The following is a 13,829-nucleotide window of genomic DNA, read 5'->3' as shown; positions in this document are numbered from 1 at the left end:
CCCGGACGTCTGTTTCATCTTCGCTCCTGGGGGCTACGATGAACCAGCCATCCTCCGTTCGTGAAGACCCTCAATCTGTCTCAGGAGTGCTGACGGCGGACAGTCGTTGGGACGTACAAAGTGTGAGATTTGATGAGACACGCGCGGGTGCTTACCGACGCTGAGCTGAAGAGGCTCCTCGCTGTAGCGGGGCAGGGACGGTACGGTACGCGCAACCGAGCCGCGCTGATGCTGAGCTACTTGGCGGGTCTGCGCGTGGGCGAAATCGCAGCGCTTCGCTGGGGCGATCTCCTGGACGGGGAGGGGAGGGTGCGCGAGCAGCTCCGTCTGAGTGCGGCTATTACCAAAGGGGGACACGCGCGCGTGGTGTTCATGAACGCGCGCCTCCGCCGTGAGATCGAGCAGTTCCGGTCCAGCCTAGCCGAAGCGCCGCGGGCTTCGCAGCCGGTCCTCATCACTCAGAAGAGGTCTGCGTTCAGCGCCAATGTGTTGGCGCAGTCGATGAAGGGCTTCTACGTCCAGGCTGGCTTAGATGGAGGGTCAAGCCATAGCGGCCGGCGTTGGTTCATCACTCGTCTGGCTCATGCGGGCATCTCGCCCAAAGCGATCATGATGCTGGCAGGTCACCGGCATCTTTCAACCACCCAGCGCTACATCGACGTCAACGATGAGATGATGCGCGCCGCTGTCGAGGTACTATGACTATCACGACCGCTTGAGAGCACCTTCGCTTTCGCTGCCTGTCCGTCTTCCCGGCAAGGACAGGCGGAGAAGAACGGCGTCCTAAGCGCAAGCGCTCATAGTATCTATTTGATGTAAAAACTTCTTTCATCCATTACACCAACATCTATTGAGCGCCTTATACTAGCAATATAATTTGCTGTGTGGGGATGTCTGGAGGAGATGACCTCTTTCACTATAGGATAGAAGGAGGTAGCAATTGAGCAAAAGAAATAATAAGGGGCAAAGATCCTGGCGCTAGGGACTCTAAAATTATTTGTCGCACTGTGTTGGAGATGGGACTTGTCGTGCGCCTCGACATTCGAATCGTAGTCAAAACGGAAATGACTCCAGCAAGTACCATAGGTCACAGCATCTTCGGCGATGTCGTGATCTTCCTCGCCTGATTGAAAATACATCAGGTCGCCTGCGGAAATTTCGCTTTCGTACCATTGCGTCCCCCAATCAGCAAAGTCAGTGGGACTCTGATAGAAAGCTAATCTTGCCCGCCGCAGCTTTGATCCTTCCCAAAAATAGTACAATTGAATAGCATTTCCGCCATCCAGCAAAAATGAGTACTGCCGCCTGTCTACAACGTTGCGGTACTCCTCAAGGTAATTGACGCCCGGAAATATTCCAGGCCTGTAAGCCGGCCATGACACACAGCTACCGTCCAAGACAAAATTTCGATCTAGGATGAGCCTAGGAAAATCGCGCGCAATCGCTTCAAGCTCCTGCATTACGACGGAGGGATTCATTTTATGACTGCGTAGCGCCTAATTTCTTGAGTAAATCTGGGTTATTTTTTAACATCTCAATCAGCAACTCCTCGTCGCTGACCATCATCTCAGACAAAATTGCCTGTTTTTTGGCAATATCGCCATCATCCTTGTTAAGAATGATTCTTCTACGCCGAAGCTCCTCCTCGGATGGGTATGCAAATTGGAGAACGGGATAGCTAGAAAGTAGGCTATCCAATTCAGCCTTGAGCGCGCCCGCGCCTCCGGAAAGCCCAGACATATAAGTCCAACCTCTCGAACGCGTCATGCCGACGAAGAGTGCGTTACGCATTCTAAAAGTGGCGTCACCTACGACAACTTCCGTTCCCATAACGAAGACGATGTTTGCTTCATTCCCTTTTGCACGGAAGGGCGTGCTGAGTGTAACCGCGCCTGGCTCCTTGAATTGCGACGGAGCCTCGATAAAGCCGGGCATGATGGACCGTATGCCCATCTCAGTGAGCAACGATCGTAGGAAACTAAAATCGTTCTTGCATGATCCAACAGCAAGAGAAACCACTATAATCTCATCAGCACTTACACCATCCTGAACAACAAGGCCCTGAATTTTTTGCGCTATCGCTGTAATTTCCTCAACTCTATTCTGATACTCATTAAATTCGACCAGCGACTTGTCATCAAAACCTGAACCTCGAATGAGATTTTCGAGGGTATTCTTGCTATTCCGTTCGGGTCTCTCAAGGACAATTTCGTCCCCTGGTTCAAAGGTACTTTTCACCGTGGGCTGTTGGACTTCATAACCCAGAGCCTCCCAGTCTCGCCTGTGATCTAGCATATCGATGATGCCCTGAGGCCGCCGCAATCCCAATGCTAGGCCATGGGCTGCCACCAGAGATATCCGGGGGTTCCTATAAGAATTTGGAAGGATGAAATCTTTTTCAATCCCGCCAGGATATGTGCCTTCAAGTGCCTCACTGGAGATATTGGGCGAACCATCTTCGGCGTAACCGAACAAATCCTCAGGAGCGGGCATCCTAAGATCGGTCATTGTTTGGAATTCGTCGTAAGCCCACACAATCCGCTTAGGGTCTTTGCAAAGAAGGAACGCGGTTTCGAAGATTGGCGACGAGAAATCTTGAGCTTCGTCGATCAAAATCAAGTCGTAGACTGGGCGAAGGTTTAAGCGATGCTTCGATAGAAATCGCTTATAGATATCTCCCAACGCATCTGACGCGCCACGCACCTCTGAAAATGTCTCCGGCCTATAACCATAGTTTGCACAAACCTGCGAATACAACCCGGGCTGATTCCTACCACCCCAGGCATGCAACACTTCTAAACGCTCCCAGTTTGGATTTTGTTTTGCTTCTGGAATGTAATAGTCAGATATCTTTCTTCGGATCTCGCGATACATACTTTGTGTATTGAAAAGAAAAAGAATTCGAAATTCCGGAAAATCTTTATGTGTAAGCGCCGCTTTCAAGCTTAGTATTACCGTCTTCCCAGTTCCAGCAAGTCCTCTTATGCGCTGAGGCCCACCCGGGATCTGCATGGCAATTCGGCGCTGCGTCTGGTCCAATTTAAAAGTGGTGTTCATTGACACACGTATGAAATCGTCTTTCGTGACAGGCGAACTTACCGGTGGAGCTTTCTTGGACCAATCGTAAGCAGCTGTACCTTCAAGGGCTGCGATACATGCATCGAGGACGTCAGTTGGGAGCTGCGTCGGTTGGCGATTAGCTTCGAGAAAACCTACGATATGATCATTGACTTCGTCGATAGCGATCACTTGAGAGAGGAAATCCCCAACTCCCGATATGCTCGAAAGCTCAGCCTTCGCATTGTGATAAAATACGATGGCGCGAGATATATTTATGTAAAGTCGCCTGGATTTTCGATCATAGACCTTACTTTCTTTTTTGAGACGGTTTTCCACCTCCTGAAAGAAGTTATCCAGAACGATATCTCTTGAGTATATACTTGTGCCGTTGGCGAGATTAAAAAATTCTCCTGAATCGTCAATAGAAGTAAGTTTTTCATCCAAAACATCAATGAGGACTATACCGAAATCGGGCGACATAATAATGAATGTGGGAACATCAGTTTTGTCGCGAACACCTACCGTTGGCTGCTTGTATCCAATTTGGCCTGCTGCCCCTTCTAAGGCACGACTTAAGAACGCGCCAATTTGATTAGCAGCAACGTTGTTTTCTAAGGCCAGCGATCCGGCAACGTATTCCACATCAACCTCGTAAGAGCCCGATCCCTCGACCTAGGATGGGGACGGGTGTTTGTCCGCTGATCGTGACGCTAGCGCTTTTGGCCTCATTCGAGAAGCGTCCGCGGCTTCCGGAACGCCCACAGCTGGTACTGGCGTATCAGGCTCGGGTCCACTCCGGTCTCAGGCGATCGACCACACGCTCAAGCCGCACCTGGCCGTAGTGCTTGTCGATCATCGTTAAGGACGTGCGACAATTCCGGGCCACGTCGAGCACCTCAGCTCCGTTCGCCAGCTGCTCGCTGATATAGAAGTGGCGCAGCGAGTACGGCGTGCGCTTGATGCCGCGATGATCCCGCTCAAGCCCGGCCGCCTTCACCAGTTCGGTGAAGCCGTTGGCGACCGAGCTGATGCGCTTGCCCTGCTCGTTCGCAAACACCGGGTCCGAATCATCAGGCTCTCGGCCCATGCTACGCTCAAACAGCATCCAGAGCGTGTCGAACCACGGGATTGCCGCCTTCTGCGGAATGGCCTTGCCGCTCTTACCCTTGCCCCGCACCTGCAGCCGGATGTCCCGATCATCCACGCTCTTCTTCCTACCGGCGCGGTAGCCCAGCACGTCGCCCCAGTTGAGGTTGTACATCTCGGTGGGGCGCAGTCCCGAGAACGCGCCGATCATCACGTACGCGTGCAGCACAGTGCGATCGCGCCGGGTATGGTCGTCCAGCCGCTTGATGCGCCAGCTGCGCTTGTCACTGGCCCGCACCTCTGCGCCCGTGCCATCCATGATCGGATCCACCAGCCGGCTGAGGCTCACCGCTTCGAGTTTGGCGAATTCGTGCGGCTCAAAGCTCGGCCGCCGGTTGTCCGGCGAGCGCCGCGCCTTGATGCTGATCTCCGGCGGGGTCTTCAGGTAGCCCTGCCGTGAGGCCCAGCGCAGAAGTGCGCGTAGCACTACGCTCTCACCGCGCTGGCGGCTCAGAGATGGTGCTGAGCGCCGCACAGGCCTGCGTAGGCGGTGGCCGTCTCGCTCGTACTCGATGTGTGTGATGAGCTTGCCGGGGCCTTCGGTCCAGTAGGTGCGCCGCCACTCCGTGTAGCGCTCCAGATCCGGTTCGTTGACCGCGTCGATGGGCTTCTGGCCGAAGTAGCCGATGAAGTAGCGGCGAATCACGGCGGGCTCGCTCTTGCCCTGATCCGCCCGGCGCTCGCCCCGTTCCACCTCCCGTAGGATCTGCGCGATGTACGCCTCGGCCACGCTCTCGAAGGTATGCGCCTTTGCCGTGAGCCCCTGCTTGGCGCGGTAGGTGGCCTCGTACCAGATGGCGTCGGCGCGGCGCTCAGCCTCTCGCTGATCGTCCGTGTCGAGCGAGCGCTTGAACTGCCCCTGACCTTTGATGCTGAAGCGCACCTGCCACCGGGTGCTGCCGGCGCGCTGGAACAGCTGGTAGCGCTCGTCTTGTACGTTGCCAGGGGTGCTCACGATGCGGCCCTGTCTGGTTACTGCGGTGCGGAGGACTGCGCTAAAAGTGCGCTAGGGTGCTCCTTGAGCCCCCAGCAAACCGTTACGCCTGCACGATAATTTTTTCGGCTGCGCTAGCGCTGTTCTAGGATTTAAAGCCGAAATCCGTAGAGAGCAAGGCAAACAAAAAGCCCCGCTAAGTGCTTGGCGGGGCTTCGGAATTGTTGGTAGCGAGGGAGGGATTTGAACCCCCGACACAAGGATTATGATTCCTCTGCTCTAACCAGCTGAGCTACCCCGCCATATGCCGACGCGCCATGGGCTTGGTCGCCTGCATCGGCGACGGGATATAGGGAAATGCGGGCTGCCGTGTCAACGGTCCGATGGGGCCGCGCGGGCACGCTCTTCCGCCCTGCATGAAGCCTCGATACGGTCATGGCGTTTCGGCCTCGGCGATCCGGCCGGGCACGCGCTGCTCGCCGACAAGCTGGCCTGCGCCGCGCATCTAGGCCGGGCCGGGCTTGCCGTCCCGCCCCTCCACCTCCTGATCGATGGCGCCTCGCCGAGGCCAACCCGCTGCGGGAGGCGCCGGACGCCCTGTTCGTCAACACGGCCGGCAACTGGATCGTGACGACGCTGGCCTCCCGCCTCTGCCTCGGAGTCGGCCTGCCGCCGGGCCGCGTGCTGGCCGCATGGTGCGACGGCCGGACGGCCTGATCCGGGCGCGCTCCGAGGCGCGAAATCAGGGCGCGGCCTCGCCGATGATCCACTCGCAGAAATGGCGGATCTTCGGCGCACTCTCGTCGCGGGTCCGGTAGGTCAGGAAGTGCATATTCCGCCGGATGCTCTCGAACCGGTCGCCGCCGAAGCGGACGAGCAGCCCGGCATCGATCTCGGCCTGGGCGAAGCACAGGGATTCCAGGGCGAGCCCGAGCCCCTGCGCCGCGGCCGAGATCACGAGGGAGCCGCGGTCGAAGGCCGGCCCGGTCCGCGACGCCGGCATGGGCAGGCGGTTCAGGGCGAACCAGTCCGACCAGCGCACCGGGCTGAACGACGATTCGAGCCGGACCAGCGCCTCGAAATCCTCTAGCGCGGCCACTTGGTGCGCCCGGTCGAAGGCGGGGGAGCAGAGGGCGGCGATCTCCTCGAAGCCCAGCGTATGCGTGGTGAGGCCGGATTCCTTCGCGGCCGCCCCGTAGGAAATGACGACGTCGATCTCGTCGTGGCGCAGCAGGTCGAGGGGCTCGGCATTGGACGACATCCGGATGTTGATGGCGGGCTGCCGCGCGATGAAGCCCGGCAGCCGGGGCCCGAGCCACTTCGCGGCGAAGCTCGGGGTGCAGTGGACGGCGAGCTCCCGCGTCCTGGCCGGCGGGCTGATCTCCGCGCAGACCGCACGGATCGCCCCGAAGGCCTGGGACAGGACCGCGAGCAGGCGCTCGCCCTCAGGGGTGAGGAGCACCTGCCGGTTGGCGCGCACGAAGAGCGGGCGCCCGAGATGCTGCTCCAGCGCCCGCACCTGATGGCTGATCGCCGAGGGCGTGAGACGCAGCTCCTCGCCGGCCCGCGCGAAGCTGCCGAGGCGAGCGGCCGCCTCGAAGGCACGCAGGGCATGCAGGCTGGGCAGATGTTGCAAACGCCAAATCCGTGAATCTCATTCATCGATCCCTGAAAATTCGTCGTTTGTCAAAGATACCGCCGCTCGCCACGATCCGCACAGTGTTCCGAGAACAGGCGCACACAAAACGATCGAGGAGACGCCGTAATGGCGCAGGGTATTGCTGCCCTGCCAGGGGCAATGGTCGACGAGACGGATCAGGTCTATCGCAAGGTCACCTTGCGATTGATCCCGTTCCTGTTCGTCTGCTACGTCGCCGCCTACCTGGATAGGGTGAACGTCGGCTTTGCCAAACTTCAGATGCTGAACGATCTCAAATTCAGCGAGACGATCTACGGCCTCGGCGCCGGCATCTTCTTCATCGGCTACTTCATCTTCGAGGTGCCGAGCAACATCATCCTTCACAAGGTCGGCGCGCGGCTCTGGATCGCACGGGTGATGTTCACCTGGGCCATTATCTCGGCGGCTATGATGTTCGTCACCACGCCGACGATGTTCTACGTGCTGCGCTTCCTGCTCGGCGTCGCCGAGGCCGGGCTGTTCCCGGGCGTCATCCTCTACCTGACCTACTGGTTCCCGGCGAAGCGCCGCGGCAGCATCATCGCGATGTTCATGACCGGCATCCCGATCGCCGGGCTCATCGGCGGGCCGCTCTCGGGCTGGATCATGCACAGCATGTCGGGCCTCTACGGGCTGGCCGGCTGGCAGTGGATGTTCCTGATCGAGGCGCTGCCGTCCTTCGTCCTCGCCTTCGGCGTGCTCGCCTACCTCACCGACAGCATCGCCAAGGCCAAGTGGCTCACCGCCGACGAGAAGGCGTTGCTGACCCGCGAGATCGAGGCGGACAAGGGCGAGGCGACCGCGCACCGCCTGCGCGACGGCTTCACCAGCCCCTGGGTCTGGCTGCTCAGCGTGATCTACCTGTTCTTCATCATGGGCCTCTACGGCGTCGGCTTCTGGCTGCCGACCCTGATCAAGGGTGCGGGCGTCACCGACACGCTGACCATCGGGATGCTCTCCTCCATCCCCTACGGCGTGGCCGCCGTCGCGATGATCGTGGTCGGGCGGATGTCGGACGCGGCCCGCGAGCGGCGCTGGCACATCCTGGTGCCGGGCGTGATCGGCGCCGTCGGCTGGCTCGTCAGCATCCAGTTCAGCACGAACATCGTGGTGGCCGAGATCGCGCTGACCGTCGCCACCGCCGGCGTGCTGGTGACGCTGGCCCAGTTCTGGTGCCTGCCGACCGCCGTCCTGGCGGGGGCGGCCGCCGCCACCGGCATCGCCGTGGTGAACTCGGTGGGCAACCTCGCCGGCTTCGTGAGCCCCTACCTGATCGGCTGGATCGTCGACCGGACCCAGTCGACGAGCCTCGGCGTCTACACCCTCGCCGGCTGCCTCCTCGTCGGCAGCCTCCTGGCGCTGACGATGCCGAAGCACCTCGTCAACCGCTGACCCCCCTCACGATCGCCCCGGTGCGATCCTCGAAAGGTATCGTCATGCTGGACCACGACCACGATCACGACGTCGCCCTGGACCTGACCCCGGACCGCGGCGGCCGCAAGCGGATCTCGATCTACCAGCCCGAGCAGGAGGGCCTGATCTTCCCCGAGACGCCGGATTTCGAGAGCGTCGCGGCGGAGCGGGAATACCGCAAGCAGCACCTCGTCGCCGCCTGCCGCGCCTTCGCGATGCACGGCTTCGACTACGGCTTCGCCGGACATCTGACGGTGCGCGATCCGGAGCGTCCGGAGCTGTACTGGACCAACCCGATGTGCGTGCACTTCTCCCAGGTGAAGATGTCGAACCTCATCCTCGCCGACCACAAGGGCGAGGTCGTGGAGGGCACCCACGCGATCAACCGGGCCGGGTTCGTCCTGCACGCCGCCGTGCACGAGGAATATCCGGACGTCATGGCCATGTGCCACGCGCACACGGTCTACGGCACCGCCTGGTGCGCCACCGGGCGCCCGCTCGACATGATCAGCCAGGATGCCGCCGCCTTCTACAACAGCCACGCCGTCATCGGCGCCTCGGCCGGCGCGGTCGCGGTGGAGAAGGAGAGCGGTTGGTCGGTGGCCCGGGAGATCGGCCGCAACCGGGGCGTCCTGCACCAGAACCACGGCCTGCTGACCACCAGCCGGCACAGCATCGACGACGCGGCGTTCTGGTTCATCGCCCTCGAGCGGGCCTGCCGGCAGCAGCTGCTGGTCGAGGCCACCGGCATCAAGCCGCAGGTCGTGTCCGAGAAGACGGCCAAGTACAGCCGCGAGCATGTCGGCAGCGACTATATCGGCTGGCTGCATTTCCAGACGCTGTACAGCCACATCGCGGCGACGCAGCCGGACATGTTCGAGTAAGGACGCCCTTCGCCGAACCGGATGCCGGCTCGGCGAACGAGAGCACGTCAGAACACGGACTTGGAGCCGTGCCCGATCACAGCAGGATCGGGTACGGCTCCCCTCGTTCGGACCCATATCGATCCGGAGGTGAGGACGGCAGGGCGCTCAGCGCGCCCGCAGCCGCCGCACGGCGGTGTCGCCGGCGGACTGGACGAGGCAGACCAGCGCGATCAGGATGACGATCACCGTCGCCATCACCGTGGTGTCGAAGCGCTGGTAGCCGTAGCGGATGGCCACGTCCCCGAGGCCGCCCGCGCCGACGGCGCCGGCCATCGCGGAGGCGCCGATCATCGAGACGACCGTGATGGTGAGGCCGCCCACGATCCCCGGCAGCGCCTCGGGCAGCAGCACGTGGACGAGGATGTGCCGGCGCCGGCATCCGATGGACTGGGCCGCCTCGATCAGCCCCGGATCGACCTCCCGCAGCGAGACCTCGGCGATCCGCGCGAAGAAGGGGGTGGCGCTCACCGAGAGCGGGACGATGGCCGCCCAGACGCCGATGGTGGTGCCCGCCACCAGCCGGGTGAACGGGATCAGCGCCACCAGCAGCACGATGAAGGGCACGGCGCGGAAGCCGTTGACGAGCGCGCCGACCGCCCGGTTCGCCTTCGGCGCCGGGAGGATGCCGCCAGGCCCCGAGATGACGAGGAAGAGCGCGAGGGGCAGGCCCGCCAGCACCGCGATCCCGGCCGAGACGCCGACCATGAAGAGGGTGTCGAAGGCGGCCTGCCAGAGGCGGTCAATCATCAGTTGCGACATAGCCGATCCTCTCGACGACGCCCCCGAGCGCCCGCACGCGGTCCTCGACGCCCGGATCCGCGCCGGCCGCCGCGACGGCGACCAGCATCCGGCCGACCGCATGGCCCTGGATCCGCTCGATGCCCGCCTGGAGCAGCCGCACCGGCGCGGCCGCGGCCGCGGCGAGGGCCGAGAGGTCGGGCGCCTCCCGCCCGGAATAGGTGATCCGCAGCACGGTCGCCGCGCCGGGCGCGGGATGCGGCCGCAGCCGGGCCGCGAGGTCCTCGGGCAGGCCGCGGGTCAGCGGTTCGAGCAGCGCCCGGGTCGCGTGATGCTCTGGCGCCCCGAAGACGCGCCAGACCGGCCCCGTCTCGGCGATCCGCCCCGCCTCCAGCACCAGCACGTGGCTGCACGCCTCGCGGATCACGCTCATCTCGTGCGTGATCAGGACGATGGTGATGCCGAGGCGCCGGTTGATGTCGCGGAGCAGGCTCAGGATCGAGAGGGTGGTCTCCGGATCGAGGGCCGAGGTCGCCTCGTCGCAGAGCAGGATCTCCGGACGGCTGACGAGGGCGCGCGCGATGCCCACGCGCTGCTTCTGGCCGCCCGACAGGCGCGAGGGATAGGTCTCCGCCTTGGCCTCCAGCCCGACGAGGCGCAGCGCCTCGTCCACCCGGGGGCCGATCTCGGCCCTCGGCACGCCCGCGACGACGAGCGGCAGCGCCACGTTCTGGCGCACGGTCTTGGCCGAGAGCAGGTTGAAGTGCTGGAAGATCATGCCGATGCGGCGGCGCAGGGCCACGAGGCCGTCCGTGTCGAGCGCCGCGATCGGCGCGCCGTCGATCAGGACGCGGCCGGAGGTCGGCTCCTCCAGCCGGTTCACGGCGCGCAGGAGGGTCGACTTGCCGGCGCCCGAACGGCCGATGATGCCGAAGATCGCGCCGGCGGGGATCTCGAGGTCGATGCTGTCGAGCGCCCGGACCTCGCCGGCCGCCGAGCGGTAGGTCTTGGAGAGGGCCTCGAACCGCACCGTGCCGGCGGCCGGCCGGCCCTCCTGCCCGGTCCGCGCGGCGGGGAGGGCGCGCGCTGGCGTCCCCTCGGCGATCCAGCGGGCGGGATCGCGGATCGTGTCGAATGCCAAGCCCGCCATCAGTTCAGCCACGCCAGCACGTAGAGCTTGTCGCTGTCGGCGAAGGATCTGTGGATCCGCTTCTTCACCGCGTCCGAGGCCTGGAACAGGGCCACGAACTTCCGGATCGCCGGGTCGTCCTTGCGCGCGGCCTTGGTGACGAAGCTCACCGCGAAGAGCTTGTCCTCGATGCCGGAATAGATCAGCCCGCTGGTCGGGTCGAAGGTGCCGGCGGCGACGATGAAGTGCGGATAGCCCTGCGCGAGATCGACGTCGCCGGTGACGCGGACGAGTTGCGGCCCCTCGACCTCGGTGAACTTGAGCTTCTTCGGGTTCTCGACGATGTCGTCCACGGTGCCGAGGAAGCCGACATCCGTCTTCAGCTTGATCAGCCCGGCCTTCTGGAGCAGCAGCAGGCCGCGGCCCTGGTTCACCGGATCGTTGGCGATGGCGACGGTGCCGCCGACCGGGACCGCGTCCAGGCTCTTGTGCCTCAGGGAGTAGATCCCGAGATTCTGCAGGATGCCGAGCCCGACCACCTCGAAATCGTAGCCCTTCGCCTTCTCGGCATTCTCCATGAAGGGCCGGTGCTGGAAGAAGTTCACGTCGATGTCGCCGGCATCCAGCGCGACGTTCGGCGTCGTCCAGTCGCTGAACTCGATGACCTTGACGTCGAGCCCCTGCGCCTTGGCCTCGCTCACCGCGGCGTTGACGGCATCGGCATAGGCGCCGGGCACCACGCCGACCTTGAGGCTTTCCGCCCGGGCGGCCATCGCGCCGAGCGTGAGGGCGGCGGCAGCGATCAGTCTCAGGAAGGTCATCGGCAAGGGGCTCTCGGCAAGGGGCTCTGGCGTCTTGCGGCTCGACGGAGCCGGGGGAGGGAACCGGGGGCGTCGCGCCCGGCCGTCCGGGCATCGCGCCGCGGCGGGGCGGGCGCTCGGCGCGTTGGGCAGGACATCGTCCGGGGAGGCGTCTTCGTCGGACGCCCGACAGGCCCGAGCGGCATGCCGCGCCCGTCCCTCGGGACGAGCGCCGCGCTGGCGTCGGGCTGATCATTGACGACGAAGGCTAGAGCAAAGGGTCCCGGTCGAACATTCCAAAGATCTTCGCGTCACGACACGAACGATCCCTATCGGATGCCGAACGGGAAACCTTCCTCTCATCCGCCCGATCGAGCGCGGCGGCGCGGGCCGCGCGGCACGGGGCCTCCGCCCACCCACAACGCGAGCCCGGCCAAGCGCTTGGGACCACGCCCAGGGCTCGGCCTTCCCGGCGGATCGTCCCGGCCCGGCGGGCGCGAAGCGGAAACAACGCCGCCGGAGCAGCCTTGCAAAACCGCAATGAATGACCAATTATCCAGATACAACAATGACTTAGCGAAAAACATGCTCCCGCACGCATCCTTCGCGACCGAAACCTTCTCCGGCGGCCGTGGGCATCAGGAAGAGCCTTCCCACGGACGGATGCGGGCGTCCCAGCAGCCTCTTCCCACACAGGATCGGGCCGATGCGATCGGCCCCAGGGAGTTCGACGCCATGGCGGCAGCGACGGTGATGCAGGGCGACCAGGTCGTATTCGAGCGGCTCGACCTCGCCGAGGCGCTCGGGATCTGGCGCCACGCGCGGGGCCGTGTGGTCGGCATCCACGGCCAGGGCCGGGGGGTCGCCACCATCGACGTGAAGTTCGAGGGCCACGAGACCCTGCAGAGCTACCTGCCCGACCTGTTCCGGCGGGTGCACTGACAAAAGGCGAGGTGGGACGACATGACCGCGACCGCGGCGATCCAGCCGCCGCTGCGCGCCACGAGCCGCAGCACGGCGGAGGACGACGTCTGGGCGGAGCTGCGCGCCGAGGCCGAGGCGGCGCTCATCGAGGAGCCGCTCTATGCCGGGATCGTCCAGGCGACGATCCTCGACCAGCGCAGCCTCGCCCAGGCCTTCGCCTACCGCTTGGCCCACCGGCTCGGCGACGGCGACCTCGCCCGGCTCTCGATGCGCGACCTCTGCCTCGCCGCCTTCGAGGCCGACCCCCGCACGGGCGCCCACGCGGTGCGCGACCTCGTCGCCATCCGCGAGCGCGACCCGACCTGCCGCCGCTATCTCGACCCCTTCCTGTTCTACAAGGGGCTCGCCGCCCTCGAAGGCTACCGGGTCGCGCACTGGCTCTGGCACCAGGGCCGGGCGACGCTGGCGCTCCACGTCCAGAGCCGCATCTCCGAGGTGTTCGGCTGCGACATCCATCCGGCCGCGCGGATCGGCTCGGGGGTCTTCATCGACCACGCCACCGGCGTCGTCATCGGCGAGACCACGGTCATCGCCGACGATGTCTCGATCCTGCAATCGGTGACGCTCGGCGGGAACGGCAAGGAGAGCGGCGACCGCCACCCCAAGATCTCGCGCGGGGTGCTGCTCAGCGTCGGCGCCAAGGTGCTCGGCAACATCCGGGTGGGGGAGGGCGCCAAGGTCGCCGCCGCCGCGGTGGTGCTGCACGACGTGCCGCCCCACACCACCGTCGCGGGGGTGCCGGCCCGGGTGGTCTCGCGCCTCGCCCCGGGGGAGCAGCCGGCGCTGACCATGGACCAGTCCTTCGGCTTCGGCGACGGAATCTGAGCTTAGGACTCCAAGAAAAATCCTACCCCGGAAGATCGCACCACCCGTCCCGTCCAGCTCGGCCGATGGAAGAACAAATTTCCATCGATCGTGCTGTTTGCAGCAGCGCATTCTTTGAATGCGATGCGCCAGGGTAGGCCAGTCTCCAGAGCGGCGTGATTTTGGAAGATCATTCCGTTGACCGGGCTTCCACGCT

12 protein-coding genes and 1 tRNA gene are annotated in these 13,829 nt (G+C 63.5%); 5 read left to right on the top strand and 8 right to left on the bottom strand.

What is annotated here, in order from left to right:
• The first annotated feature begins 132 nt into the window (after positions 1-132).
• Positions 133-702 (top strand): tyrosine-type recombinase/integrase, encoded by a 570-nt coding sequence (locus MTDSW087_RS26185; protein ID WP_144768154.1) that lies wholly within the window; start codon positions 133-135, stop codon positions 700-702.
• A gap of 104 nt (positions 703-806) precedes the next feature.
• Here MTDSW087_RS26185 and MTDSW087_RS26180 read toward each other — a convergent pair whose 3' ends face one another.
• From MTDSW087_RS26180 to MTDSW087_RS26160, 5 genes are all read right to left on the bottom strand, one after another.
• Complete coding sequence (locus MTDSW087_RS26180; protein ID WP_144768152.1) at positions 807-1,478, bottom strand: DUF2290 domain-containing protein; 672 nt, start codon at positions 1,476-1,478, stop codon at positions 807-809.
• 1 nt (position 1,479) lies between these two features.
• Positions 1,480-3,702: a DEAD/DEAH box helicase gene (locus MTDSW087_RS26175; protein ID WP_144768150.1), complete on the bottom strand. Its 2,223-nt coding sequence runs from the start codon at positions 3,700-3,702 to the stop codon at positions 1,480-1,482.
• Between the two features lie 136 nt (positions 3,703-3,838).
• Positions 3,839-5,161: a tyrosine-type recombinase/integrase gene (locus tag MTDSW087_RS26170; protein WP_144768148.1), complete on the bottom strand. Its 1,323-nt coding sequence runs from the start codon at positions 5,159-5,161 to the stop codon at positions 3,839-3,841.
• A gap of 204 nt (positions 5,162-5,365) precedes the next feature.
• Positions 5,366-5,442, bottom strand: a tRNA-Met gene (locus MTDSW087_RS26165).
• Between the two features lie 440 nt (positions 5,443-5,882).
• On the bottom strand, positions 5,883-6,776 hold the full coding sequence (locus tag MTDSW087_RS26160; RefSeq protein WP_144768146.1) for a LysR substrate-binding domain-containing protein: 894 nt from the start codon (positions 6,774-6,776) through the stop codon (positions 5,883-5,885).
• Between the two features lie 129 nt (positions 6,777-6,905).
• Here MTDSW087_RS26160 and MTDSW087_RS26155 point away from each other — a divergent pair, with 129 nt between their 5' ends.
• Entirely contained in the window at positions 6,906-8,210 is a 1,305-nt protein-coding gene (locus MTDSW087_RS26155; RefSeq protein WP_144768144.1) for an MFS transporter, read from the top strand.
• A 44-nt stretch (positions 8,211-8,254) separates the two neighbouring features.
• Positions 8,255-9,115, top strand: coding sequence for a class II aldolase/adducin family protein (locus MTDSW087_RS26150; RefSeq protein ID WP_144768143.1), 861 nt, complete (start codon positions 8,255-8,257; stop codon positions 9,113-9,115).
• 147 nt (positions 9,116-9,262) lie between these two features.
• Here MTDSW087_RS26150 and MTDSW087_RS26145 read toward each other — a convergent pair whose 3' ends face one another.
• Genes MTDSW087_RS26145 through MTDSW087_RS26135 form a run of 3 tightly spaced genes read right to left on the bottom strand, consistent with a single transcriptional unit; the run spans position 9,263 to position 11,845 of the window.
• Positions 9,263-9,916, bottom strand: coding sequence for a methionine ABC transporter permease (locus MTDSW087_RS26145; protein WP_144768141.1), 654 nt, complete (start codon positions 9,914-9,916; stop codon positions 9,263-9,265).
• A complete protein-coding gene (locus MTDSW087_RS26140; protein ID WP_144768160.1) occupies positions 9,897-11,045 on the bottom strand; it encodes a methionine ABC transporter ATP-binding protein in 1,149 nt (382 codons plus the stop codon). The genes MTDSW087_RS26145 and MTDSW087_RS26140 overlap by 20 nt, the downstream gene beginning before the upstream one ends.
• The gene (locus tag MTDSW087_RS26135) at positions 11,045-11,845 is read right to left on the bottom strand and encodes a MetQ/NlpA family ABC transporter substrate-binding protein (RefSeq protein WP_144768139.1); all 801 of its coding nucleotides are present in this window, start codon (positions 11,843-11,845) and stop codon (positions 11,045-11,047) included. Before MTDSW087_RS26135 ends, MTDSW087_RS26140 begins: the two co-directional genes overlap by 1 nt.
• 714 nt (positions 11,846-12,559) lie before the next feature.
• On the opposite strand from MTDSW087_RS26135, the gene MTDSW087_RS26130 reads away from it, so the two are divergent.
• Positions 12,560-12,766 (top strand): hypothetical protein, encoded by a 207-nt coding sequence (locus MTDSW087_RS26130; RefSeq protein WP_144768137.1) that lies wholly within the window; start codon positions 12,560-12,562, stop codon positions 12,764-12,766.
• A 21-nt stretch (positions 12,767-12,787) separates the two neighbouring features.
• A complete protein-coding gene (gene cysE, locus MTDSW087_RS26125; RefSeq protein WP_144768135.1) occupies positions 12,788-13,633 on the top strand; it encodes a serine O-acetyltransferase in 846 nt (281 codons plus the stop codon).
• The last annotated feature ends 196 nt before the right edge of the window (positions 13,634-13,829 follow it).

Origin of the sequence: Methylobacterium dankookense (genome assembly GCF_902141855.1) — a bacterium.
Classification (GTDB): Bacteria; Pseudomonadota; Alphaproteobacteria; order Rhizobiales; family Beijerinckiaceae; genus Methylobacterium; species Methylobacterium dankookense.
The sequence above is the reverse complement of the archived record's forward strand: the minus strand, read 5'-3'. Positions and strand labels throughout refer to the sequence as shown.

Bases quoted from the DNA above. Each gene is read 5' to 3' on its own strand.
- MTDSW087_RS26180 (WP_144768152.1), bottom strand. From the start codon at position 1,478: ATGAATCCCTCCGTCGTAATGCAGGAGCTTGAAGCGATTGCGCGCGAT.
- MTDSW087_RS26140 (WP_144768160.1), bottom strand. From the start codon at position 11,045: ATGGCGGGCTTGGCATTCGACACGATCCGCGATCCCGCCCGCTGGATC.
- MTDSW087_RS26150 (WP_144768143.1), top strand. From the start codon at position 8,255: ATGCTGGACCACGACCACGATCACGACGTCGCCCTGGACCTGACCCCG.
- MTDSW087_RS26145 (WP_144768141.1), bottom strand. From the start codon at position 9,916: ATGTCGCAACTGATGATTGACCGCCTCTGGCAGGCCGCCTTCGACACC.
- MTDSW087_RS26185 (WP_144768154.1), top strand. From the start codon at position 133: ATGAGACACGCGCGGGTGCTTACCGACGCTGAGCTGAAGAGGCTCCTC.
- MTDSW087_RS26130 (WP_144768137.1), top strand. From the start codon at position 12,560: ATGGCGGCAGCGACGGTGATGCAGGGCGACCAGGTCGTATTCGAGCGG.
- MTDSW087_RS26135 (WP_144768139.1), bottom strand. From the start codon at position 11,845: ATGACCTTCCTGAGACTGATCGCTGCCGCCGCCCTCACGCTCGGCGCG.
- MTDSW087_RS26155 (WP_144768144.1), top strand. From the start codon at position 6,906: ATGGCGCAGGGTATTGCTGCCCTGCCAGGGGCAATGGTCGACGAGACG.
- cysE (WP_144768135.1), top strand. From the start codon at position 12,788: ATGACCGCGACCGCGGCGATCCAGCCGCCGCTGCGCGCCACGAGCCGC.